Source organism: Acinetobacter sp. GW821-FHT01C12 (assembly GCF_059422625.1).
The window spans coordinates 30,900-55,124 of the sequence record NZ_JBWKXD010000005.1 but is presented as its reverse complement, the minus strand read 5'-3'; the positions used below and the strand labels follow the sequence as shown (position 1 = coordinate 55,124).

Annotated in this window: 20 protein-coding genes and 1 pseudogene; 14 read left to right on the top strand and 7 right to left on the bottom strand. The window is 38.0% G+C overall.

Annotated features, from left to right (window positions below; genetic code table 11):
• Positions 1-118 precede the first annotated feature (118 nt).
• The gene (locus tag AC07WY_RS13495) at positions 119-931 is read right to left on the bottom strand and encodes a protein kinase domain-containing protein (protein WP_494736506.1); all 813 of its coding nucleotides are present in this window, start codon (positions 929-931) and stop codon (positions 119-121) included.
• Positions 928-2,439, bottom strand: coding sequence for a DUF3336 domain-containing protein (locus AC07WY_RS13490; RefSeq protein ID WP_056511973.1), 1,512 nt, complete (start codon positions 2,437-2,439; stop codon positions 928-930). The genes AC07WY_RS13495 and AC07WY_RS13490 overlap by 4 nt, the downstream gene beginning before the upstream one ends.
• A 201-nt stretch (positions 2,440-2,640) precedes the next feature.
• Here AC07WY_RS13490 and AC07WY_RS13485 point away from each other — a divergent pair, with 201 nt between their 5' ends.
• The 6 genes from AC07WY_RS13485 to AC07WY_RS13460 all read left to right on the top strand — a co-directional run bounded on the left by AC07WY_RS13485 (position 2,641) and on the right by AC07WY_RS13460 (position 12,442).
• Positions 2,641-3,513, top strand: a complete 873-nt coding sequence (locus AC07WY_RS13485; protein WP_034618149.1) for an ATP-binding protein — start codon at positions 2,641-2,643, stop codon at positions 3,511-3,513.
• Between the two features lie 467 nt (positions 3,514-3,980).
• On the top strand, positions 3,981-7,553 hold the full coding sequence (gene dnaE, locus AC07WY_RS13480; RefSeq protein WP_419335851.1) for a DNA polymerase III subunit alpha: 3,573 nt from the start codon (positions 3,981-3,983) through the stop codon (positions 7,551-7,553).
• A gap of 40 nt (positions 7,554-7,593) precedes the next feature.
• Positions 7,594-8,427: an RNA methyltransferase gene (locus AC07WY_RS13475; RefSeq protein ID WP_262086422.1), complete on the top strand. Its 834-nt coding sequence runs from the start codon at positions 7,594-7,596 to the stop codon at positions 8,425-8,427.
• Positions 8,427-9,251 (top strand): serine O-acetyltransferase, encoded by an 825-nt coding sequence (gene cysE / locus AC07WY_RS13470; protein ID WP_494736505.1) that lies wholly within the window; start codon positions 8,427-8,429, stop codon positions 9,249-9,251. Before AC07WY_RS13475 ends, cysE begins: the two co-directional genes overlap by 1 nt.
• A 149-nt stretch (positions 9,252-9,400) precedes the next feature.
• Positions 9,401-10,327, top strand: coding sequence for an ABUW_2363 family tetratricopeptide repeat lipoprotein (locus AC07WY_RS13465; protein WP_096734442.1), 927 nt, complete (start codon positions 9,401-9,403; stop codon positions 10,325-10,327).
• Between the two features lie 102 nt (positions 10,328-10,429).
• Positions 10,430-12,442, top strand: a complete 2,013-nt coding sequence (locus AC07WY_RS13460; RefSeq protein ID WP_494736504.1) for a lipase family alpha/beta hydrolase — start codon at positions 10,430-10,432, stop codon at positions 12,440-12,442.
• A gap of 108 nt (positions 12,443-12,550) precedes the next feature.
• Here AC07WY_RS13460 and AC07WY_RS13455 read toward each other — a convergent pair whose 3' ends face one another.
• The gene (locus AC07WY_RS13455) at positions 12,551-12,970 is read right to left on the bottom strand and encodes a GFA family protein (RefSeq protein ID WP_494736503.1); all 420 of its coding nucleotides are present in this window, start codon (positions 12,968-12,970) and stop codon (positions 12,551-12,553) included.
• Between the two features lie 166 nt (positions 12,971-13,136).
• Here AC07WY_RS13455 and AC07WY_RS13450 point away from each other — a divergent pair, with 166 nt between their 5' ends.
• The 4 genes and pseudogenes from AC07WY_RS13450 to AC07WY_RS13435 all read left to right on the top strand — a co-directional run bounded on the left by AC07WY_RS13450 (position 13,137) and on the right by AC07WY_RS13435 (position 14,542).
• On the top strand, positions 13,137-13,382 hold the full coding sequence (locus AC07WY_RS13450) for a hypothetical protein (protein ID WP_004719281.1): 246 nt from the start codon (positions 13,137-13,139) through the stop codon (positions 13,380-13,382).
• A 111-nt stretch (positions 13,383-13,493) separates the two neighbouring features.
• Entirely contained in the window at positions 13,494-13,673 is a 180-nt protein-coding gene (locus tag AC07WY_RS13445) for a hypothetical protein (protein ID WP_166782259.1), read from the top strand.
• A pseudogene (locus AC07WY_RS13440) lies at positions 13,670-13,958 on the top strand (type II toxin-antitoxin system death-on-curing family toxin). The gene AC07WY_RS13445 and the pseudogene AC07WY_RS13440 overlap by 4 nt, the downstream one beginning before the upstream one ends.
• Before the next feature lie 146 nt (positions 13,959-14,104).
• Positions 14,105-14,542 (top strand): PaaI family thioesterase, encoded by a 438-nt coding sequence (locus AC07WY_RS13435; protein ID WP_494736502.1) that lies wholly within the window; start codon positions 14,105-14,107, stop codon positions 14,540-14,542.
• Between the two features lie 36 nt (positions 14,543-14,578).
• On the opposite strand, the gene AC07WY_RS13430 is transcribed toward AC07WY_RS13435, so the two are convergent.
• On the bottom strand, positions 14,579-15,268 hold the full coding sequence (locus AC07WY_RS13430; RefSeq protein ID WP_262086426.1) for a hypothetical protein: 690 nt from the start codon (positions 15,266-15,268) through the stop codon (positions 14,579-14,581).
• Positions 15,269-15,428: 160 nt separating this feature from the next.
• Entirely contained in the window at positions 15,429-16,061 is a 633-nt protein-coding gene (locus tag AC07WY_RS13425) for an HD domain-containing protein (protein ID WP_494736501.1), read from the bottom strand.
• Positions 16,062-16,405: 344 nt separating this feature from the next.
• Between AC07WY_RS13425 and AC07WY_RS13420 the strand changes: the two genes are divergently transcribed.
• Positions 16,406-16,540, top strand: a complete 135-nt coding sequence (locus tag AC07WY_RS13420; RefSeq protein WP_494736500.1) for a hypothetical protein — start codon at positions 16,406-16,408, stop codon at positions 16,538-16,540.
• A gap of 41 nt (positions 16,541-16,581) precedes the next feature.
• Here AC07WY_RS13420 and yaaA read toward each other — a convergent pair whose 3' ends face one another.
• Positions 16,582-17,361, bottom strand: a complete 780-nt coding sequence (gene yaaA / locus AC07WY_RS13415) for a peroxide stress protein YaaA (protein ID WP_494736499.1) — start codon at positions 17,359-17,361, stop codon at positions 16,582-16,584.
• Positions 17,362-17,485: 124 nt separating this feature from the next.
• Between yaaA and AC07WY_RS13410 the strand changes: the two genes are divergently transcribed.
• Positions 17,486-18,118, top strand: a complete 633-nt coding sequence (locus AC07WY_RS13410; RefSeq protein WP_004719268.1) for an alpha/beta hydrolase — start codon at positions 17,486-17,488, stop codon at positions 18,116-18,118.
• A gap of 52 nt (positions 18,119-18,170) precedes the next feature.
• On the opposite strand, the gene rtcR is transcribed toward AC07WY_RS13410, so the two are convergent.
• Positions 18,171-19,772, bottom strand: coding sequence for an RNA repair transcriptional activator RtcR (rtcR, locus tag AC07WY_RS13405; RefSeq protein ID WP_262086428.1), 1,602 nt, complete (start codon positions 19,770-19,772; stop codon positions 18,171-18,173).
• A gap of 273 nt (positions 19,773-20,045) precedes the next feature.
• On the opposite strand from rtcR, the gene AC07WY_RS13400 reads away from it, so the two are divergent.
• Both AC07WY_RS13400 and AC07WY_RS13395 read left to right on the top strand, forming a co-directional pair.
• Positions 20,046-21,023 carry a ribonuclease Z gene (locus AC07WY_RS13400; protein ID WP_494736498.1) on the top strand — a complete coding sequence of 326 codons (978 nt, stop codon included), beginning with the start codon at positions 20,046-20,048 and terminating at the stop codon, positions 21,021-21,023.
• A 593-nt stretch (positions 21,024-21,616) separates the two neighbouring features.
• Positions 21,617-23,248: a TROVE domain-containing protein gene (locus AC07WY_RS13395; protein ID WP_262086430.1), complete on the top strand. Its 1,632-nt coding sequence runs from the start codon at positions 21,617-21,619 to the stop codon at positions 23,246-23,248.
• The last annotated feature ends 977 nt before the right edge of the window (positions 23,249-24,225 follow it).

The window sequence follows — 24,225 nt, the reverse complement described above, 5'->3', positions numbered from 1 at the left end:
CCACGTCCCCAATGGCTGTGTATATTATAGAGATCGTTTTATTATGACAAGCCCTTTTTTCGAAAAAGACACTCGTTTGTTTAAATAAAAAACAAATGTTGCAAATACTGCTTTTTGTTTAAACAATTTGGCTTAATACTTGTTTTATTTGATAAATATTTGAGCAACGTTGCCCTGTTTTTTTCATTAACATCGCTGTTAAAACCATTTCAAAAATTTTAAATCGCTCTGGTAACACTACATTTAACTGCTGACAATGTAAAAATGCCCAATCTTGATAGCTTTTTGCCGATAAGCGCTGTTGTGTCAACCACTCCAACCAAACGATTCCCAACGCATAAATATCGGATTGAAATGATTTTGGTTGCGCATGAAACAATTCTGGTGCCATATACCGTGGTGTTGCTGTATGTGTTGCGATATTTGTTAAATTTGCCTCTTCAGCGGTGTTTACAGCCTGTTCAAAGTCAATCAAATAACTTTTCTCATCCTTAGCGCGAAAGTGCTCAACTTTGATATCACCATGCAGATAACCATAGTCATGCAAATGTTCAAGCACATCTAAGCTGAGCATTAATCGCTTACCAATTTCAGCCAAGCTAAGTTGATCAGGTAGATCCTGAAAAAGCTTTGGGGCATCTTCCACCCATAAAGCTTGATCAATGACCTCTTCATCCATTTGAAATTGCTGTAATGGATCAAATATTGAAAAGTTTAACAATACAGGTTGAGTTTCAGTCTCTAATGCATTCAACTCGCTATAACAGTTCAGCTCATTGAAAAAGTGCTGTTGATAACAGTGATTTGAATTTTTGAGCTGCAATTTCAACCAAAACCATTGCTGTCCCTGTTGAATTTGATAAATACGGCGACCCAATTTTTGACTTTGGATTGAATTATATGCAACTGGAAGAATTCTGCTTTGGCTCATACTTCTGTCAATTGTTCTGCGGGTATATCTTTCGTCATTGGATGATTCAAAACTTCTAGACAATGTTGGATTGTTTTACCAATACGTGCATGTGTTTCTATACTTGAAATTTTTGGCCAAGTTGCACGCTCACCTTCTCGTTGCAACAGCTTAAATAGATATGGGCGTGGGTTCTGTAACATATAGCTATAATGGCGCAGACTATACTCCCCAATAATATTGACATCACCATAGTAGCGCTGGTCAATAATACCGTAACCGTGATCGAGTAAACGACGCATAGAAGGAACTCGTCCCATACGGCCTCTGGCAAAGTCCATGATCCCCATTGCAGCCATGCGTCCTTGACTACGCACTATACGTTCAGGCCAACTCAGTAAGTCTCTACGGTAACGTTCTTCATCATTCTGCATAAACGGTACAATATGTGGATTAACCTGACTGGCAATGGTGTAATTCAAATTATAAAGACGTGACATGCGTTCTTGGGGGAAATCATTGCGGACACTGCCATCCACCCAACGCGTATTTGCCAAATAAGGGGTATGTACACCATCGTAACGCTTACTGATCAAACGCACAGGTGGAAATAAAACCGGTACAGCACATGATGCCAATACTGCACTCCAGACCAATAAATCTGGTGAGGTATATTTATTCATGATTCGTACATCTTCTTGAGAGACATCATAAGGCGCAACGGTGACATTGATATCTAAGCCTGATTTTTCAAACGCCTCCTGAAAGGTTACATCACCTAAATTTTCAACCAAGAACTTTTTAAGATATCGGACATCTGCAAAACCACCATTGCCTTTGATTAATTCTTTTAAGCTTCTGAAGTGAAAAGCTTCACTATAAAACTGGTCACCACTGAGCAAGTTTGGAATCTCACCCGGTTCATTTACCCCCAGCATCGCTGTCATGATTGCCCCAGCACTTGAACCAGAAAGTACTTTTGGCATTAAGTCTTGTTCCATTAATGCTTTACAAACACCGCTATGAAATAAACCTAACGTTGCTCCACCTGAAAACATCAGTGCGGGCTGACCATAGGCCTTTTCACAGTTTTCAAAAAACTTCCTTTTGCTTTCATGACATAAGGCTTGGCAACTTTCTGAAGCAATGAATGCCAAGCTATTGCTAACTTCATCGATATAATCTTCAATTATTTTTTTAGTTCCAACATAGGTATGTGCAAATAGCATCGGATGTCCGATGTTGGCAACATCGTGACTAAATCCTTCTCTTAGGATATACATCAAATCTTGGGTGCGATTTTGTAGACGGTAACGGCGCAATAAATTTAACCGATGGGAAATAATTTCAGCATCAAAATATGGTGAGGTATTATCTAGCTTCCACTCCTGTGCCCCCGTTTCTTCATCCAGTTTTAACGCTATAGATTTCCACTCTTCATAGTTTTCTGCATGTTTCAGTTTTCTTTTTAGTTTTTTAATACGATAAGCCTGATGCGGATTTAAATCTTGAGTGAGTTCTAATAACATTTCTAATATTCCTTTGATTTTTAATCCGACACTTTTAAATACCTGTCGATAAACTATGCTGAAAAATAACCAGATAATCAATTACCATAAGTCATTTAATTCTTGCTTTAGATTCCAATTATCGCCTATTGAGATTAGCTCAATAAATTTACTGTGCTAATATCAACCACACATTGTAATTTCTGAAAATAGCGAACGGATATGGCAACTTTCGACTTACCTGACAATATCATCCAAAAATTATCCACTGTTCTTGATCAGTTACATCAAGTCCTTCCTGAAAAGAAACAAGATACTGACTTTGCAGCAGTGGCTTTTAGGTGGCACGATAAACAACTCAAAGCGATTTATAACCCGAAAGCAATGCATTTGGATGATCTTAAAGGGATTGAACGTCAGAAAGCTAAAATTTTACAAAATACTGAACAATTTCTACACGGCTTACCTGCCAACGATATTTTACTGACTGGCTCACGCGGTACAGGAAAATCATCCATTGTCCGTTCTTTACTTACCCAGTATGCAGAACAGGGCTTACGTTTAATTGAAATTGAACGAGATGATTTGTCTGACTTGCCAGAAATTCAAAAAATTATTAAAGATCGCCCAGAAAAGTTCATCGTTTATTGTGATGACTTGGCATTTAATGCTGAAGATGAAAATTACCGTAGTTTAAAAAGCGTGTTAGATGGCTCGCTACAATCTGGCTCAAGTAATTTTGTGATTTACGCAACCAGTAACCGTCGTCATTTATTGCCTGAATTTATGCATGAAAACACGCCTGTAACCAAAGTCGATGTGCCGCAATATAAAGAGTTGCATCCGCAAGAAGCCATCGAAGAAAAGATTTCATTATCAGATCGTTTCGGTATGTGGTTGTCGTTTTATCCAATGGATCAAAATCTTTATTTAGAAATTGTGGAACATTATTTAGCAAAAGCAGACATGCCCTTTGCTGATGATGTCCGTGCTGAAGCATTAAGATGGTGTCAAGCTCGTGGTCAACGCTCAGGGCGTGCAGCATATCAATTCTCTAAACATTGGATTGGTTCAGAACGTTTAAAAGCATTATAAGCCCGACTTTTTTAGATATACAAAGCCCTAACTGAATAATAGTCAGGGCTTTTATTATTTATCAGTTAGATCATGTGCGATAAGAATAAGTAAGCTAAGCAAATAGCGATATCAAAACGTCCAATAAGCTCATTCATGCTAAACCCATTTATCACCCGATAAAATCTCACTGCATCTTTGTCCCATTCAATAACAATAGCTTGAATGGATTGCCCTGTTTCATTCAATCCATATCATTCAAATAAAGCTTAAATTATTCGTTTCTATATAAAAAAGACCATCAACACACAACTCAAGCTGACTGCTGGTTAATCATGCAACTAAAAGCCAAAATAAAAAAATTCAGTATATTTAAATATATTTCAAATACTTAAATACAAAGCAATAATTCATCCAGAACATTTTATTTCAGCACATCACAGTTTAAGCGTGATAAAATAGCCGACAGTTTCATATAGGATAGGTCTATGCAGTTTGTTCATCTTGGTATTCATACCGAATTCTCGATTACAGAATCGATCGTACGTATACCTGATCTGATTAAAGCTGCCGCATCTGATGAAATGCCTGCTTTAGCCATTACAGACCTATCCAACCTGCATGCAGCAGTTAAGTTTTATAACAAATCGCTGGGGAAAGGGATTAAACCTATTTTCGGCAGTGTAATTCGATTAAATGATGCAAACCATAAAGCAACCTTACTGGCAATGACCAATAAAGGCTGGCGTGGTCTGACTGAAATTGTCTCTCGCGGCTTTATTGAAGGACAACAGCTTTCGATCCCATGTGTACAAAAAGATTGGGTACTTGAACAGTCTCAAGACATCATTGTACTTTTGGGCCTACATAGTGATGTGGGAGAAATGCTCTGTGCAGCTTATCCTGAAAAAGCCGAACCGCTGTTAGAACAATGGATCGAAAAATTTGGCAATCGTGTTTATTTAGCGCTGACGCGTACAGGTCGCCCATTAGAAGAAAGCTTCAATGAAGAAGCGGTTAAACTCGCTGCAAAATATAATATTGGTGTTGTGGCACATAATGATGTGCATTTTGTTAGACCAGAAGATTATGAAGCACATGAAGCACGCGTTTGTATCGCAGATGGTTATGTTCTAGGCGATAGTAAACGTCCTAAGCATTACAGCCCTGAGCAATATTTTAAAACCTCTGCTGAAATGATTAAGCTATTTGCAGATATTCCAAGTGCCATAGAAAACACCTTACAAATTGCAAAGCGTTGTACCGTTTCACTCCGTTTAGGATTTCATGATCTACCAGACTATCCAATTCCGGAAGGTCATACTATCCATTCTTACTTTGAGCATCTTTCTGAAATTGGTTTAGAAGAACGCTTAGACTTCCTTTACCCTGTTGAAACACGTGATGAAGATTGGGCTGAAATTCGTAAGCCTTATGATGAACGTCTGGCCTATGAGCTTGGCATTATCAATAAAATGGATTTCCCTGGTTACTTCCTCATCGTCATGGACTTTATTCAATGGTCTAAAAACAATGGGGTTCCTGTAGGTCCCGGTCGTGGTTCAGGTGCAGGCTCACTCGTCGCTTATAGTTTAAAAATTACTGACTTAGACCCGCTGCGTTATGACCTACTCTTTGAACGCTTCTTAAACCCAGAACGTGTATCCATGCCTGACTTTGATATCGATTTTTGTATCGCTGGGCGTGATAAGGTCATTGACTATGTAGCACGCCATTATGGTCGTGATGCGGTTTCTCAGATTGCAACCTTCGGTACCATGGCTGCTAAAGGTGCGATTCGAGATGTAGCACGGGTTTTAGGTAAATCTTACGGTTTGGCAGATCGTATTTCTAAAATGATTCCGACTAAACCTTTAGGACTCACCTTAGAAGAATCTATTGAGGCTGAACCACAACTTAAAGATATTGTGACCAATCCATCCAACCCAGATTATGACGATGCTGCTGAAATCTGGGAAATGGCACTCAAGCTTGAAGGCATTACCCGTAATACAGGTAAACACGCAGGTGGTGTGGTGATCGCACCAACCAAAATCACCGATTATTCGGCAATTTTGTGTGAAGCTGATGGTACAGGACGGGTTGCCCAATTCGATAAAGATGATGTAGAAGCTGCGGGCTTAGTAAAATTCGACTTCTTGGGCTTACGTAACCTTACTGTAATTGAAGATGCGATTCAAAATATTAATAAGCGTATTCAATCTGATAAGCCGTTAAATATTTCAAACATTCCTTTGGACGATCCTAAATCCTATGCAGTATTTGCTGACGCAAATACCACCGCGGTATTCCAGTTTGAATCCGTGGGCATGAAAAAAATGCTTAAAGAAGCACGCCCAAGTAAATTTGAAGAAATTATTGCCTTCGTATCCTTATATCGACCGGGTCCAATGGACCTTATCCCTGACTTTATCCATCGTATGCATGGTGGTGAGTTTGAATACTTACATCCGCTATTAGAAAGTGTACTCGAACCCACTTATGGGATCATGGTATATCAGGAACAGGTGATGCAAGCCGCACAGTTCTGTGCTGGCTATACACTGGGTGGTGCAGATTTACTTCGTCGTGCGATGGGTAAAAAGAAAGTTGAGGAAATGGTCAAGCAACGTGCCACCTTTATTGAAGGTGCTGCGAAAAAAGATATTGATGAAGGTACAGCCAACCATATCTTTGACTATATGGAAAAATTCGCAGGCTATGGTTTTAACAAATCACATGCCGCTGCGTATGCTTTAGTTGCCTATCAAACGGCTTGGTTAAAAGCACATTACCCTTCTGAATTTATGGCTGCGGTCATGTCTTCGGAAATGCAAAATACAGATAACATTGTATTTTTAATTGATGACTGCCGAATCAACAACTTAGTGGTATTGCCGCCATCGGTAAATATGTCGTTCTACCAATTCTATGCCAGTGATGTAAACACCATTATTTATGGCTTAGGTGCAATTAAAGGTGTCGGCGAACAAGCCATGCAATCCGTGATTGATTCACGTGAGCAAGATGGTCCTTTTAAAGATTTATTCGATTTCTGCCACCGTGTAGATTTGAAGAAAATCAATAAAAGAACATTGGAAGCATTGATTCGCGCTGGTGCACTGGACTGTTTGGGAATTGAACGCTCAAGTTTAATGGCTCAACTTCCAGAAGCCGTCCAAGCCGCTGAACAGGCGCGTTCTAATCGTGAAACGGGCATCATGGACTTATTTGGTGAAGTTGAAGAAGTTCAACGTAAGCCAGCTAAACCTGTAAAACCGTGGTCTGATGAAGTGCGTCTAAAAGGCGAAAAAGATACATTGGGTTTATATCTGACAGGTCATCCAATTGATGTCTATCGTGCAGAATTAAAATCCTTTATTCCAAATAAAATTAATGAATTAACCCCTACTCGCCGTGGTGTAACCACTGTTTTCGCAGGTTTAGTGGTCGATATTGCTAATTTCCCGAATCGGATGATGATTACCCTTGATGACGGCACAGCACGTATCGAAGTCTCTGCGAATCATGAACGCTTCCAACGCTTTAAAGACATTATTCAAAATGAAAAAGTGGTGGTGATTGAAGGTGAAATTTATGAACGTGAAGGTTTTGACCGCCCTATGGGTCGTTTGACCAAAGCATTCACCCTCAATGAAATTCGACAAAAGCGTGCCAATAGCATTGCCATCACACTGAATAACGAAGTGATGACGAAAACTTTAGCCTCGGATATTCAAAAGATCTTACTGCCTTTCTGTAATGTCGATATGTGTCAACACATTCCAATGCAGATTCAGTTAGATTATGACTATGCCACGGCTGAGTTACATTTAGGTCAACAATGGAAAGTTGCCCCATTGGATGAGTTACTTTCTAAATTACGTGATTACTTTGGTAAAGAATCTATTCATATTGAATACCAAGTCAAATCTAAAGCGGCAAAAGCCGTGGATCATCGTGGACTTGCCCAACCGACTCAAGTTGCACCACCGCCAGAAAATATGAGTATGGATGATGCAATGGATGACTATATGGCAGATGCAGGCCAATTTTCCTAACCTCCTATTTGAATTTAAAGCTTAATATTTTGGAATATTCATGGATATTTTCGACAATGCTGTGATTTCACAGCATTTAAGTCATGTACGTATTGTCATGGTCAATACGACACTTCCTGCCAATATCGGAAGTGCTCTACGTGCAATGAAAACAATGGGCTTAACTAAACTTGTGCTCGTTGCGCCTAAAACCTACCCTCACCCAGATATAGATGCCTTGGCAGCGGGTGCAGCAGATCTGATTGAGCACATAGAAATTGTCGACAGCTTAGAAAATGCCATTAAAGATTGTCATATTGTATTTGGAACCAGTGCACGTAGTCGCACCATTCCATGGCCTTTGCTTGATGCACGCCCTGCGGCGCAAAAATCAATGCAGGCTGTTATCCAACACCAACAAGAAATCGCTATTGTCTTCGGTCGTGAAGATCGTGGTTTAACCAATGAAGAGCTTGCGCTGGCAAACTTTCATGTCACCGTACCAGTGAATAGTGAATATGGAGTGTTAAATGTCGCTCAAGCCATTCAAGTACTGTGCTATGAAATGCGTATGGCAACATTAGAACTCGCTGATAAGACATTGGATACTGAAGCAGTGATGCGGGTAACAGATTCAGAAGATATGCATTGGGATGAACCTTTGGTCACACACGAACAAATGGAACAGTTTTATCCGCATATTGAAAAAATGTTGGCTGATATCGAATTTTTAGACCCTAAAAACCCGCGTTTACTGCCTTTACGCTTGCGTCGATTATTTGGGCGTATACAATTAGATAAGATGGAATATCATTTATTAAGAGGCATTTTTAGCCGAGTTCAAGCCTTAAATAATGGTACATGGAAAAAGTCAAAAGATGAGGATCAAAACTAATGCTAAAACAGCTTAAAGAAGATATCCAAGCTGTATTTGCGCGAGATCCTGCTGCGCGTAATACATTTGAAGTTTTAACCACATATCCTGGGATACATGCATTAATCATGCATCGTGTTGCCCATGAATTATGGGAAAAAGATTGTAAAACTTCAGCACGCATTTTGTCTTCTTTTAGTCGTTTTACCACAGGTATTGAGATTCACCCTGGCGCTAAAATAGGTAAACGCTTTTTTATCGATCATGGTATGGGTGTGGTGATTGGTGAGACAGCAGAAATTGGTGATGATGTCACTTTGTATCATGGGGTGACTTTAGGTGGCACGACATGGAATAAAGGTAAACGTCATCCGACTTTAGCAGACGGTGTTGTAGTAGGCGCTGGTGCAAAAATCCTAGGCCCTTTTGTGGTCGGTAAAAATGCTAAAGTCGGCTCAAATGCTGTGGTGACTAAAGCTGTACCTGATGGCGTCACGGCGGTAGGTAATCCTGCTCGCTTTATTAGCAAAGATAAAGAAATCGTCACTACACCAGAACCAAGTTGTCCACAAGAAATGACCAGTGGTATTGAAAACACAGAATTTCAAGCCTACGCAGCCGTACCAGAACAATCTGACCCTATGCTTGATGGTATGCGTGTTTTGTTAGATCGTTTGGAACAAAATGAAAAACGCATCAATAGTTTGTGCCAGCGTTTATCACTTTTAGACCCAACCTTTAATTTACAACACAATATTGAACAGCCTTTAAGTGAAGATGAAATCAAAATTATCGAAGAAGTTAGACGTGAATGTGAAGCACAAAACCACTCATCGAAAGCATAAGGTTTCCTAATACTTCACAAAATGAAGTGTCAATAGACTGTAATGTATAATTTTTAATAATACGAACCAAATCAAGTTGCATGTTCAGACGTCTTTTCATAGACTGATGCGCATGCACGTTTTTTAATATAAATTAATGGAAGAAACACATGACGATTAAGCCTTTGGCATATGCATTGCTCGCAACATCATTACTTACTGCGTGTTCAACAACACCGACCAAGCAACAGAATAAAATAGATGCAAACGAGCCGTTTATTTACACTGAGCCTGAATTGTCTCCTCCGTTTTATGCATTAAACCCTTTCGATTACTCGCAACCGCCAGTTTTTGAATTAGAGTTGAAAAAAGCAGCGGCTCAACCTGTAAACAAACTCGAAGTGACAGATCCGGCAAATCCAAACCAAAAAATCATTTTAGATACCAATAAACTGATTGTACCTACAGTAAATAGCGCACAACGTGCTATGAAATATGCAGTACTTGCTGGAAACAATGAAATTGACATCACTGCAATTGATGATTTCTTGCAAATGGTTGAAGGTAAAGCACGTCATTACCCACCACAATTTAGTGACCGTAAAGAACGTAAAGGTTTTGAAACTAAGTTGAAAGAAGTCTCTACTCAGCTTGACCAATTGGCTGCGGCACCAAATGCTTCTTTTGATATTTTGATTCGTGCATTTAAAGCCAGTGTTTTAGGCCGTAACCTTGACTTAGGTTCTTCTTATACCACCAAGTCACTAGAATATGCTCAACGTATTCTCAAAATCAACAAAGATGACGCTGAAGCAAACTTATGGTTTGGTTTCTCTTTATCTGAAGGTGGCGGTCAAAAAGAAGCGATTCCATATTTAGATAAAGCCATCAAACAAGGGGTTCAAGAAGCCTATTTATCTTCTGCAAACAACTTTATTGGTATGGAGCAAAAGAAAAATGCGATCCAAACCTTGAAAAACTATAAAGTGAAATACCCAGAAGAAGCTGAAGTTGCTGATCGTTTAATTCAAGAAATTGAAAAACAAGGTCGTTACAACGTTTGGCAGGTTTTGAAAAACCCAGCTCTGGCAAAATAAATTTATAAATTTTTGAAAAAATAGGCTGAACATTCAGTCTATTTTTTTGTTTATAAATTGAATAAAACTAACGTATGATTCAGACAAAGATTGATCTAGTTAATGATTATGCAATACTCAAAAAACAATATTTTGCTTTGTGCTTTAGCAATGAGCCCATTGATTTTATCTGGATGCCAAGTTGTCAGTGTAAAAAATCAAAAGGTGAATGTAACCATTACCAATGAACGTGACAGCATTTTAACACGTTCAAAAATGAGTGAAGCCAGCTTAAATGTCTTGTCGATGACTGGACGAGAAGCCAAATCTTGTACAGATGAACCCGAAAAATGTGTGGCAGATTTAGCTGAAATCCCACAGATTCAAGATGAACAACTGCTTTCGACCGCAAGTGAAATTTACTTAACCAAAGCAATCAATCTTGGCGACTCATCAGATTGTAAAGTCAGTCTTTTTTCTAAGCATCAATCCACTGACAAACAACAAGCCTCGCAGAAAAACTATGAGCAATGTTTAGATCAGCAAATGGTGATGCTTGATAACAGTATCCGTTATAGTTATGCCTATTTGTTTAAAACTGAACGCCAGCCTCAAGACCGTATTTTTAATAACCGACAAGTTCAGATACGTGACTTTTATAATCAAGCCTTAGCCAAACTGATTTCGACATATGCCATAAGAAATAAAAAACAAAAAGTGGCGAAACAAATTAAAGTGGGCAAAAGCACTTATCGTATTAATTTTAATGGCTACCCTGCACTGGCTCAAATTGAACTTGAGGATCTTGTTTCAAGCTATAATTTAAACTTCTCAGGATTACGCTCGATCAACCGTAGAGATGGTTTCGGTGCAGAATTTGTCGCAATTTTACCTAACACGACAGCACCTGAAGAAAACAAATATATTGTGAATCCATTTGATTATAAATACAAAAACGGCATAAATCCCAATATTCATCAACCGCGTTATTTATCGGTCAGTATTGCAGCACAACCTGAAAATGCAAATGAATCACTACAAAACATCTTACACAATCCAAACTTTCAACTGAATGTTTATGATCCTTACAGCATTGAAAATTTAAAAATTGGTGGCAAACAATACCCGCTTGCTGCAAACTTTTCAGCTCCCTATGGTCTATGGCTGGCTCAAAATAACTTAGGTATTGCGGCTTATCTTAGCTTAATCGATCGTGATCAAAGCCTGACCATGCCTCATTTATATATGCTTGAACCGTATAACCCAAATAAAAAAGTGATTGTTTTGGTACACGGTTTAGCCAGTAGCCCTGAAGCTTGGATTCGTTTAACCAATGATATTATGGGCGACAATGTATTACGTGAGCACTATCAAGTTTGGCAGGTTTTTTATTCAACCAATATGCCAATCTTAGAAAGCCGTTTTCAGATCAATGCTATCATTAATCAAGGTTTTGCTTCAATTAATCAAAATTCAGCTTCTGCTAAAGATGCCGTACTGATTGGGCATAGTATGGGCGGGATTATTGCGCGCTTATTAGTCAGTGATGCCAATCTGACTCAACCCGCCTTAAAGATGTTGAACAATCGTAAATTTGATAAATTTAAAGATGATCCAATGTTCAAATCTCGCTTGACTATTCAATCTGTACCTAATTTTGATCGTGCTATTTTTATTTCAGCACCACATCGTGGTACTGCATTTGCTGATCGCTGGTTCACTTTGGCTGCTCGTCGGATTATTAAGCTGCCAGGTGCATTCTTGGGGGCTTTAGCTGACTCTATTGATGATCGTGATTTAAATGCAAAAAACTTTTTAAAAGATGTTGGGCATGGACTGATTCAAAATGGTCCAAGTGACTTAAGCCATAGCTCAAACTTCACCAAATTGACTGAAAACGTGATGCCTAAGAAAGACATGATCTATCACTCAATTATGGGCAATATCACCAATAGCACCGATCCTAACGTGATGACGGATGGAATCGTTCCATATACCAGCTCGCATTTGGACGGCGCAGTATCTGAGAAAATTATCAAAGGTGGTCATTCGATCCAAGAGACACCTGAAGCGGTATTGGAACTTAGACGGATTTTAAGATTACATTTGACGGAACTTGGGCTTTATAAACCTTAAACTCAGCGTCCAAGCACATAAAAATGCCAGTCAATCTTAAATTGGCTGGCATAGGATTATTGGTTTTATAAAAATCTAAGGTCTTATCCGAATCAGTGAATAACTTATTTATAAATCAGTGGTTCCTGCAAAAAGCGCGATTACATCTGCTTCGGTTAGTTTTTTTGTCTCATTGTTAAAAGCATAAAACTCAGGCTTATTGTCTATAAAAATTTCCATATCGAATTTTATATCTTGAGGCTGTTGATCCAATGCAAAAGCATTGATATTGCAATAACTCTGGTCTTTAGTCCGCCAAAATAAATTTGTGCCACAGCAGTTACAAAAGCCTCGCTCGCCCCAAGCAGAAGAATTATAAATGCTTAAGTGCTCATCTTGAGTAAACTGTAAACTGCCCTGTTCGACATCAATCGTCATAATTACACCGCTCGTTTGTCTCCTGCAAATTGAACAATGACACGCATGAACATCATGATTTTTTAATTCAACCGTAAACGTTGTTGCCCCACAAACACATTGCCCTTTCATAATGATTTCCTTGTTTTATAAATTTTCCATAAAGATACTACAATGATGTAGTGAAATTATAGTGAAACAGATATTTTTTATCATACGGATGTTTTTTAATTGAAAAGCGAAATGATTCGCTCTAAATTAGTCAATACAACAATTTAAATATAATATTTGGAAAAGTATGCGTTATAAAATTATAGATGTTTATCAGCTCCAAAATATTCAACGGTATATTGCAAAGTGTCTAAAGACACAATCACCTCAATTCATTGTGATTGAAAGTGATCAAACCTTATGTAAAGAGCTAGATATTATTGATGTCGACTTACAAGCATCGATTGCCACATGGGCAACGGGTGAAAGAATTGATTTAAAAATCATTCATCAATCCAACCATATTGAAAAATTCTACGATTTTGAACATTAAAAACTTCATATGCACTAAGTGTTTGAATTTATAATTTTCTTCTTCTAGTTTTTTTATAATATAAACCGTATGTTATATTATGATTATTAAAAAAATAATGTGAGGTGCAATATGGTTAAGCGACTTAAAGATTTTAAAATTGAAAATCGAAAAGCTCGCCCAACTATAGCAGGTCAAGTTTTATCTATGCAATTCAGTAACGATGAAGCGACTAAGCGTATTGTGATGCATAGCGTTAAACGCGTAATTCATCAACACAAAGATGAACTTAACGAGCTTGCTTACAAATGAGTCTAATCACATCTACTTTTGTTATTGCTGTTCATGATGAAATCTTGAAGGAAACAGGAGTAGGCCGTGCAGGTTGTGACTACGCTAAACTTGAAGGTGTACTCAGCCGTATAGATCAACAAATGTATTACAATGATGTTAACTTTTTTAGAAATCCAAGGCGTTTCAATCAAAGATCACACAGGACTTGATGATCTCATGGTTGATATTGTTGAATCACAGGATCATCATGAAGTATTGGCATTAAGTGTTTCTGATTTCTTGTATGAAATTTCTGAAATTTAGTCATCTATAAAAAACTCATTGTTTATTTCAAACACCCCAAAATAAAACTCAATCGTTCAAATTCAATAAAAAGTTTGACAGTAAATCCCTCAACATCATATTTTATTTTAAGTTCTCTTTTAGAACCCCATATAAAGGATAAATATATGAAACACCCAAAAGAAATGACAGGGCTTGAATTTCTACAAGCAATGGTTGATGGACACATTCCTAGAGCATCAATTAGTGAAACCATCCCGATGGATTTACATGAAATTTCGCATGGTCATGCAAGTTTTAAAGTCAAAGCGGATCAGCGTCATTTAAATCCTTTAGGTGGCGTACATGGTGGTTTTGCAGCAACAGTTTTAGATTCAGCAACTGGCTGTGCTGTACATACCACCCTAGAAGCAGGCGTAGGTTATGGGACCATCGATTTAAATGTAAAAATGTGCCGCCCTGTACCTCAAAATAAGCAATTATTTGCTATTGGACAGTTGATTAATTTAAGTAAAAGTCTTGCCATTTCTGAAGGGAAACTGGTCGATGAAGATGGAAAATTATATGCACATGCAACAGCTACCTGCATGATTATCCGTGAATAACTGGCTGCTTAGAGTGCTATTTATATTGAATAGCACTTATTCAGCATTAGCCTTCGGTTCATCAACATACATCTTACCCATCTTCAGCTGTTTTAGGCTCTCATCCCATTCCAGATTACGCTTGCAATTGATTGCTTCTGCACGGCTAATTTCTGCCATGTTTTGCCCACAATATCCCCCACCAACTTCGACTTGAACGATAGCTTTGGCTTGATTATTGATAATCTGATAAGAAAATACCGCACTATTAAAAATTTCTTGTATGGTTTTATGATCTTTAGATTGGTAGATCACCAGCTGATCTCCCCCATGCCCTCTAAATACACCATCTTCAACACACCTAATCAAGTCAGGTTCATAAATATATTCTGGCTGATCATCCCCAATTAAATCCACAACCGTAACAACATCTTTCATATCAACCGCTACTGCTTGCTTACAATGTTTCTGTGCATCTTTTACCTGCTGTATAAGCTCATCAGGATAATTTAATCCTTTAGATTTATGCTCTATTTTTGCTTCAGTAACAGTCGTAGGAATTTCGACTTCAACTTCACTGCTTGCCTTTCCTGTATCAACTTTTACACGATCAACTTTGTCATTATTATCTGCTGCAATCGCTGCTTTTCTCGTAGACTCCGCTGGAGCTACATTCTGAGAATTTTGTTGAGAACAAGCGCTTAAGAAAAGAAGACCTGATAAACTCAAAATATTGACAATGTTCAAAATATTTTCCTAAATATAAATAGGGTTTGATGTAAAATTTTATGTAAGGTTTAATAATGTAGTAAATGCTTAATGATATGAGATTTAACTATAAAAATGAAATCAGCAAATTTATAAAAGACCGAATAATAACGATTTCTGCTCTGATATAAATTCACTTTTAAAATTTTGACAAATTTACTTTCGCATTTTGCTCAAAATGTTTTCTAAAATATTCAGTCTGATACAAAGGTTGCATTTGATAAAAATGCTGTAAAACTTCGGCTCTTTTGACTTTATAGATTTCAGCGTCAACCCACACGTATTCTTGTTGAATTTGCTGTTCATATTCTGCAAAACGTTCATCAGAGCTAGCCAAAATTGCTAAATCGATATCAAGTAAATAATTTAAATCATGCTGTTTAGACGGTTGATGCTCTTGTGTTGCAATGATCCATTGAGAAACTTTGTCTAAGACCGATTGCGTTAAAATATCCGTACAATGCTCGCGCATTAATTGAGCACTTTGTTGTTCATTATCTTTTGCTTGTGGATTATAAACGGCATCATGAAACCAAATTGCCAACTCAACAGCAACAGGATCATTCAATTGCGCTTTTACTTGGTGAAATAACTCAAGGCATTCGACAATATGTTGAACCGTATGATAATGACGTTGTGGCTCAGTATAAGCAGCAACAAGCAACTGCTGTAAAAAAATACACTGCTCTGTTTCGATTGCTATGTGATTCGCAAATTCACCCCAATACTGATTGAATGGTTTGAGGTAATCTTCTGTTTTAGCTATGATCATATTTATAGAACATCTAAGACTTTATATATTAATACAACATTTTTGGTTGTTATCCCATGTTCGGTGATGAGTTTACACATAAACAAATCACCGAAAGACCTGCAGATTATTTTATAGTCAAACTAGCTAATTATTCATACAAGTGATTTCTATCAAGTCATTGATCAAAAATGAAGCTTATTTTTTGTGCTTTTGAATCATAGATGGTGATCCTACCGTGGGGCGACAGGGATGTCGCCGTTGGGCGGGGGTACAGGACGTACCCCTCGCCAAACAGAAGATTTTTGTCACTTTTCATCTCTGAAAAGTGAGGCATCGCCTACGCAAAGCTATTTAAACATTGAATGTCAGGTGTGGCAGTGCTAGATTTTCATCATCAAATAATTGATTTAATTAAAGATATGTTTAACTTTGTTCAAATCAAAGCGGTAAATTCGCTTGGTCATGAATACATTATTTTTGAAAAAGAGCTGGCTTAAGCAAGCCAACTCTCTTTTAATACATTAAACGCTTGAAATACTTAAGCAACTTGCTCATCACGCTTAAATACCAGTTCACCTTTCAATGAACTCTCGGCATCGAAATAATAACCATCAGTATTAAAGGATTTAAGATCATCCATTTTTTTCAATTGATTTTGAATGATGTATCGGGCCATTAAGCCACGCGCTTTTTTAGCATAGAAGCTAATCACTTTATATTTACCATTCTTCTGGTCTAAGAATACTGGTTTAATAATATCAGCCTGAATTTTTGCTTCCTTGACCGATTTATAGTATTCATCAGAAGCAATATTGACCAATAACGTTGAGCCGCTTTGTTGCAAATCCTGATTGATCAAATCGGTAATTCGATCTCCCCAAAATTCATAAAGGTTATGACCACGGGTATTGGCAAGTTTTATTCCCATTTCCAAACGATACGGCATCATTAAATCAAGAGGACGTAATAAGCCATATAGACCAGATAAGCTGCGTAAATGATCTTGCGCAAAATTGAGATCGTCTTGCGACAAACTATATGCATCTAGACCAGTATAAACATCGCCTTTAAATGCAAAAATTGCTTGTCGCGCGTTGGCAAAACTAAAGTCAGCATTCCAGTCACGGAAACGCTCCACATTGAGATTGGCAATTTTTTCACTGACACTCATCAAACTGGCAATATCTGAAGCGGAGAGTTTACGACTTAGGTCTATAAGCTGTTGAGATTGATCCAGCAGTCTTGGTAGAGTGTGCGTATCGGTCGGGAGTGCTGACTGGTAATCGAGCGTCTTAGCAGGGGAAATTAAGGCGAGCATGGTCTTCCTGATCAAAAAATAACTAATCAAACTATAACAGTCGGGATATTTTAATTCCAATTCATGTTTTCTGTGAACAGAATCGGTAAACTATCGCACTTCCCTGCTTATGATCGTTTAAATTATGTCCGAACAACTGTTCATTCAAGGTTCGGTTGGCAAAATTGAAGTTTTTGTTGACTATCCTGTGGGCGAAGTAAAAGGTTTTGCTGTCGTTTGTCATCCTCACCCACTGCAAGGTGGTACACCTCAACATAAAGTTCCTGCTTTACTTGCACAAATCCTCTCTGAACAGGGTTGTGTGGTCTATCGCCCAAGTTTTCGTGGTTCTGGACAAAGCGATGGAATCCATGATGAAGGCTTTGCTGAAACTGAAGATATTCTAGAGGTCATTAGACACGTTAGACAATTACACAAAAGTCTACCTTTCTATGTTGGCGGTTTTAGTTTTGGTGCACATGTAATGGCAAAAGCCTATCATGCGCTACCTGATGAAATTAAACCACAACAAGTGATCTTATGTGGTTTACCAACATCCACTGTAGATGGTCTGCGTCATTATGTTACCCCAGCAATCAAAGGCGATATCCTGTTTGTACATGGTGAAGCAGATCCGACGACTAAACTCTCTGATTTGCTTGAATGGGCGAAACCTCAGCGCCATTTAATCACCGTATTGCCAGGTGCAAACCATTTCTTTACAGGTTATTTAAAGCAGTTAAGAATCGCAATTTCGCGTTTTCTTCTTGTGCCATAAATCTGAATTTAAAAAGAATTCTAGGATAAATAAGGTGAATGATTCACTTTATTTATCCGCTCACATCATCCCAACTCAGAGCAAATTTGGCCAAATACTTTTTCACTCGATCACTGTCGTTGGTGGTTTGTCTTTGCTCACGAGATACAGAAAATAAACGCCGTCCAGCATCGGCCATGGATTTCGATTTTTGGCAAACCTCAATCACCCCTTGCAATTGAATACGATCAAATTCATCAATCTGCGCCACTTGTTCAGCACTTAAAATTTTCATCAGTGACGATTGGGTTAAAGCATCTTTATTTTCAGCAATATTCCAAATTTGTTGTAGTCGGCCAATCTCAGCATTTACCTCATGTAAACCAATACGCTCGCCATTGGCTAAAGTCGCCATACGTGTCACGCTTGCCGTTAGATCACGAAAATTCCCCTGCCAACTGGCATCTGCAGATTGCGCAAATTTTAAATATTTTTCTAAGGCATCGGTATGAAAACGTAACTGCCGTTGATGCGCAACAGCAAAACGCTGTAATTCAAAGGTGATGTTCGGTTCAATATCTTCCACACGATCTTTTAAGCTTGGTAAAAAGAAGGTCCATGTATTTAAGCGAGCCCATAGATCTTCACGGAACCGCCCTGCACGAACTTCCTCACGTAAATCTCGATTGGTTCCTGCAATCAACTGAAAGTCAGCCTGAACCTCTTTATCACTTCCTACAGGAAAGAATGACTTATCCTCCAAGGCTTTAAGCAACATGGCTTGCTCATCCAACCCTAGCTCGCCGATTTCATCGAGAAATAAAATGCCATTATCTGCACTTTTTAAATAACCAGTACGTGCTGCAATAGCGCCTGTAAATGCGCCTTTACTATGACCAAATAATGTCGACATCGCACTATCACCAACCAGCGTTGCGCAGTTCACATCAATAAAGCGCCCTGAAAGATGAAATTTTTCCTTTTTCAATTGATAAATTTGCTTAGCTAAATGCGACTTACCGACTCCTGTTGCACCCATAATCAAAATTGGCGCACTTGAGCGTGTTGCAACCAGTTCTACTTCTTGAATCATTTGATTAAATTTTTGGTTCTTCGTGGCAATATTGGCTTTTAACTGCTGCCAATTTTCAGACTGTTCATGTTCAAACCGCTGGGTTAATGCTGCATATCGAGATAAATCTAAATCTATAATCCGATATTCACCCTCAGGTTGTTGTTTACCTGTAGGTGCACTTTGAATGAGTTTGGCTGGTAAATAATGCGCATCAATTAATAAATACCAGCATATTTGCGCAACATGCGTACCTGTGGTGATATGTAATAGATAATGATTGTTCTCAGTATCAAAAGAATATGATTTTACAAAGTCATATAATGCACCATACATATCCGAAAAATCCCAGGGATCACGGATATTCACCTTATGGCCAGTAATCTGGGTTTGTGGTGAGATTTCTAAAGCATCTTGTCGCAAATGATCAATTAAGCTGACATTTCGGCGATCATGTAACAAAACCAGCTCATCAACCACTAAATCTTCATGCATCAACAAACTCATGGTGGGACGCCAACGTTGCCAGCGATCAAGTTTTTTCCCTTGATCTAAAGTAGAACCCACAAAACCAATCACAACTGTTTTTTTAAATTTTTGCATATTTCTATAAATCTATAAAATTTTATATATCTTGCTTAAAGCATAGTTTTATTTTGTCAAAAATCAAATACTGTTTATACCGTCATTTTTTAATATTTTAAAAATCTCAGTTTCTCTTTTGAATATAATGCGACTATACTATTGATGTACAAAGCTTTTACTCACTTCTCCCATCACCGTCTGATTCGACACTTTTTTGATGGAATCCATCCTGCTTTGTTGTAAAAACAATCATAGAAAACATTTTAAATATTCAATAGGTTTTAATTCCTCATGTTACAGTTTACATTCTTAGGGACATCCTCTGGTGTGCCCACATTAACACGCAATGTGTCAGGTTTAGCGATTCATTATTGCAAAAGCAAAGACTGGATATTGGTTGATGCAGGCGAAGGTACACAGCATCGTATTCAACAAGCAAAACTCTCTTTACAACATTTAAAAGCCATTTGCATTACGCATGTACACGGCGATCATTGTTATGGCTTGATGGGTTTACTGGCAAGTGCTGGTATGAATGCACGTAAAGATCCAATCACGCTGATTGCACCCAAAGAAATTCAGCAATGGTTAGAAGTAACCTGTCAATTCACTGAACTTTTCCTGCCTTATCCAATACATTTTATCGATGTAAATACATTGACGAATCCATTGCAATTGGATGAGCATATTTCTATTGACGTTCATCACTTACACCACCGTGTGACAAGTTATGCTTATGGCTTTAAAGCGGCACAAACGCAGCGCAAACTCAATGTTGACGTTTTAAATCAACTCAAAATTCCGAAAGGTAAACTCTGGGGCGATCTACAACAAGGTCAAAATATTGAGTGGAATGGGCAGTCCATCTTAAGTCAAGATGTTCTCATTCAAAACACTCAAAGTGTTTACGCCATTGTCGGTGGAGATAACGACCAGCCAGAATTACTATCCAACGCTTGTCAGGATGCGGCACTACTGATTCATGAAACCACCTATACTCAAGCGGTGTTAGACAAAGTAGGTGCAGGTCCAATGCACAGTTCTGCGAAAATGGTCGCTGAGTTTGCCGAATCGATTCAGCTATCCAATTTAATTGCAACCCATCTTAGTGCCCGTTACCACGATGCACAAGGTGTGCAAAGCATTGGTGATGAAATTGCCCAGTACTATCATGGCAATTTTTATATTGCTGATGATTTTGATCAGTATGAACTAAATATGCACGGCGAATTAACACAGCTTCGCTCTGGGAAACCTTGGGAAAAGTAATTTTCCCAACTTCAATTTAACGCTATGCAATATTATTGAATCATAGATGGTCGTTCTATCGTGTGGAGATATGGATATCGCCCATTGTGTAGGAATGCGGGGGTACAGGATCTATCCCTCGCCCAACATGAGCAAAACAAAGCTCAGCTTTGTTTGCAGCGCAAGGTTTGGCCTCATCTTCAAAAGGTGTGGCAGTGCAAGCTTTTTATATTCAAATAGTTTATTCCGCCATGCAATTAATTTAATTAAAAATATGAATTAAAAAAAATATCTTTTTGTGCCTGAGTTTTTAATAGGTTGACTATATCCCAACTAACTTTGCTTTTAGCTGGAGTTAGTGTCCTTTTTTTATTTGCACAACATTAGGCTCATTGATTTTTATTTTAAAAATAGAAATAAAGATAAAAATCTATAAATAAAGATATTTTATTTTATACCTTTTAAATTTAAAAACACATAACCACTGAACTTTTAAATTTTTTAAACTAATAAAATCAGTAACTTAAAAATAAAATTTCATTCCAGAATAAAACTTGGCACACTCTCTGCAATATCTATCTCAAGAAATTAAAAAATCACTTGAGGATGCTGTCATGGCGAACAAGACAATTTTTGCCTCTAAACAACAGGCAAAACCAAAAACCATTGAATACAACGAAGCTGGTGGTCGCGCATATAAATTAAAATCTCGTGCCGCATTAGCGCAGCTTGCTGCAACAGGTACACTGAATCAGACCTTTTATCAAAATGCACAAGTGCAACTTGATAGTATTCTAAACCTAGCGCTTGAAGTAGAGCCTGAATTTGTGGCTAAAACTGCAATTTATGCACGCCAAAAGGCACATATGAAAGATACACCTGTAGTGTTATTGGCTTTACTTTCTGAACTTAATGCAGAATTATTTAAGCAAGTTTTTCCTTTGATTATTGATAATGGAAAACAGTTGAGAAATTTTGTTCAAATCATGCGCTCTGGAATGATTGGTCGTAAGTCATTAGGTTCATTACCGAAACGTATGGTCAATGAATGGATTCTTTCAGCATCGGATCAACAATTGATTGCGGCCAATATTGGAAACAGCCCTTCACTTGCCGATGTGTTAAAAATGACTCATCCAAAACCAAAGACAGTTCAACACGATGCTTTTTTTGCCTATGTCCTAGGAAAAGAATACCAACTTGTCCAACTACCGACTCAAGTGCAAGCATTGGAAGAGTTTCGATTGGGAACAGCAACACAAGTACCTAAAGTGCCGATGCAGCTTCTAACCAATTTAAATTTGAATGCGAAACAATGGGCCGAAATTGCAAAAAATGGTTCTTGGCAAATGCTACGTATGAACTTAAATACCTTCTTACGCCATGATGTTTTTAAAATCAAAGGAATGACAAAAATCATTGCCGATAAATTGATGGATGAGCAAGCCATAGCCAAAAGTCGAGTATTTCCATATCAATTGATGATGGCTTGGTCTGCACTTGCAGAGGATATGCCACATGAAATTGCCAATGCGCTAAAGTTTGCTATGCAGCGTGCCATCGCCAATGTACCGAAACTTGAAGGAAATGTGGTGATTGCGATTGATGTTTCCGGTTCGATGTCAAGTTCTGTGACAGGTTATCGTCAGGGTGCAACCTCTCAGTTACGTTGCGTAGATGCTGCTGCATTATTTGCTAGTGCATTTAAATATGTAAATCCAAATATTCGTTTGATGCCGTTTGATACTGAAGTTCGTCAATTATCCAATTTCAGCAAAGTACAGGAATATTTAAAACGAAAAAATTTTGGAAAACAGCAAAATTCAGAAATTGATATTTTTGCTTTGGCTAAAAAATTTGCCAGCATGTGTGGTGGTGGAACTGATTGCTCTAAGCCTTTGGAACTGTTAGTAAAAGAAAATGCCAAAGTCGATATGGTAATTTACTTCTCTGATAATGAATCATGGGCAGATCAAGTTCCAAGATCACATCGAAAAACAGGGATGATGCATTATTGGAAACAGCTAAAACAGCATAACCCTGATGCAAAACTGGTGTGTGTTGATCTGCAACCCTATACCACTACGCAAATGCCTGAACATAGCGATGTGATGAATGTCGGTGGATTTTCCGATACGGTATTTCAACTGATTGAAAGTTTTGCCAAAAATGAAATGCATGCAGATCATTGGGTAAACGAAATTGAAAAAATAGATATTACACAAACTCAGCTTTATGCAAGCTGAATGTATAAACAAATTTGATCGAGTCTCTTCAAGTGTTTACATTTAACAATGTCCACACTTGATAAGACTGGGTTAGATAAAAAGCACAAATGCCATAGGAACTACATTTCAAGATTATGCTGTTTCTATATTTAATTGTTGTGCTAAGTAAGAAATTGCCAAATGCAGATAGAACTACATTACTTTGAATAATTGATGTTTTATCGACACCTTTGTTGGCAAAATACATCGCATAAAATGCGTTAAGGACTACATCTTTAATGCGTAGGTCGGTGGTTCAAATCCACCCTTTTCACGCTTTTCCAAGTTTGAAAAGTAGCTCAGTTGGATAGAGCAACGAAACGTCTTTAACATTTTGTTTATGCAAAGCAGTAAAAGAATCAAATGCTTCAAGGACTACATCTTAAAATTGACGTCATCGGTGGTTCGAATCCACCCCATCATTTCGATGATGGTCGCCAAGTGGTAAGGCACGAATGTCTTTGAAAAACTTGTTGATTCACTTGTAGGGCAGTATATGAAAATATGCTGGGGTCATCAGTCCATCAAATACGCATAGGACTACATTAGAATTCACAGATCAGAGGTTAGATTCCTCTGCTGTATATATACAGTCGCTTAAAGCAAAAGCGGTGAATTGTTTGTCTTATAATCAAATTTGTTGATGGACTTTGACCTATGTTTAATCGATCAAATACCTGTTGGATTACACCGCGATCTCACGCACAGTATTTCGGGTACTGCACATATCCAACACCAACTTTTTTTGATCTTGTATATGCAATAATGAAAGTAGATCAAATGCTTTGAGGACTACATTACGCGTTTGTCGGTGCTTCGATACCACCCTGTATGACAAAATACAGTAGCTCAGTTGGTAGAGCCACGACTGTCTTCAGCCTTTTGTTGATGTACTATCATTATAATAAATAGATTTACACGATAAGCAGTCACGAATATAAATTGGATTACAAGGT

Coding starts and splice junctions, on each gene's coding strand:
- AC07WY_RS13495 (WP_494736506.1), bottom strand. CDS start 931: ATGAGCCAAAGCAGAATTCTTCCAGTTGCATATAATTCAATCCAAAGT.
- AC07WY_RS13490 (WP_056511973.1), bottom strand. CDS start 2,439: ATGTTATTAGAACTCACTCAAGATTTAAATCCGCATCAGGCTTATCGT.
- AC07WY_RS13485 (WP_034618149.1), top strand. CDS start 2,641: ATGGCAACTTTCGACTTACCTGACAATATCATCCAAAAATTATCCACT.
- dnaE (WP_419335851.1), top strand. CDS start 3,981: ATGCAGTTTGTTCATCTTGGTATTCATACCGAATTCTCGATTACAGAA.
- AC07WY_RS13475 (WP_262086422.1), top strand. CDS start 7,594: ATGGATATTTTCGACAATGCTGTGATTTCACAGCATTTAAGTCATGTA.
- cysE (WP_494736505.1), top strand. CDS start 8,427: ATGCTAAAACAGCTTAAAGAAGATATCCAAGCTGTATTTGCGCGAGAT.
- AC07WY_RS13465 (WP_096734442.1), top strand. CDS start 9,401: ATGACGATTAAGCCTTTGGCATATGCATTGCTCGCAACATCATTACTT.
- AC07WY_RS13460 (WP_494736504.1), top strand. CDS start 10,430: ATGATTATGCAATACTCAAAAAACAATATTTTGCTTTGTGCTTTAGCA.
- AC07WY_RS13455 (WP_494736503.1), bottom strand. CDS start 12,970: ATGAAAGGGCAATGTGTTTGTGGGGCAACAACGTTTACGGTTGAATTA.
- AC07WY_RS13450 (WP_004719281.1), top strand. CDS start 13,137: ATGCGTTATAAAATTATAGATGTTTATCAGCTCCAAAATATTCAACGG.
- AC07WY_RS13445 (WP_166782259.1), top strand. CDS start 13,494: ATGGTTAAGCGACTTAAAGATTTTAAAATTGAAAATCGAAAAGCTCGC.
- AC07WY_RS13435 (WP_494736502.1), top strand. CDS start 14,105: ATGAAACACCCAAAAGAAATGACAGGGCTTGAATTTCTACAAGCAATG.
- AC07WY_RS13425 (WP_494736501.1), bottom strand. CDS start 16,061: ATGATCATAGCTAAAACAGAAGATTACCTCAAACCATTCAATCAGTAT.
- AC07WY_RS13420 (WP_494736500.1), top strand. CDS start 16,406: ATGTCAGGTGTGGCAGTGCTAGATTTTCATCATCAAATAATTGATTTA.
- yaaA (WP_494736499.1), bottom strand. CDS start 17,361: ATGCTCGCCTTAATTTCCCCTGCTAAGACGCTCGATTACCAGTCAGCA.
- AC07WY_RS13410 (WP_004719268.1), top strand. CDS start 17,486: ATGTCCGAACAACTGTTCATTCAAGGTTCGGTTGGCAAAATTGAAGTT.
- rtcR (WP_262086428.1), bottom strand. CDS start 19,772: ATGCAAAAATTTAAAAAAACAGTTGTGATTGGTTTTGTGGGTTCTACT.
- AC07WY_RS13400 (WP_494736498.1), top strand. CDS start 20,046: ATGTTACAGTTTACATTCTTAGGGACATCCTCTGGTGTGCCCACATTA.
- AC07WY_RS13395 (WP_262086430.1), top strand. CDS start 21,617: ATGGCGAACAAGACAATTTTTGCCTCTAAACAACAGGCAAAACCAAAA.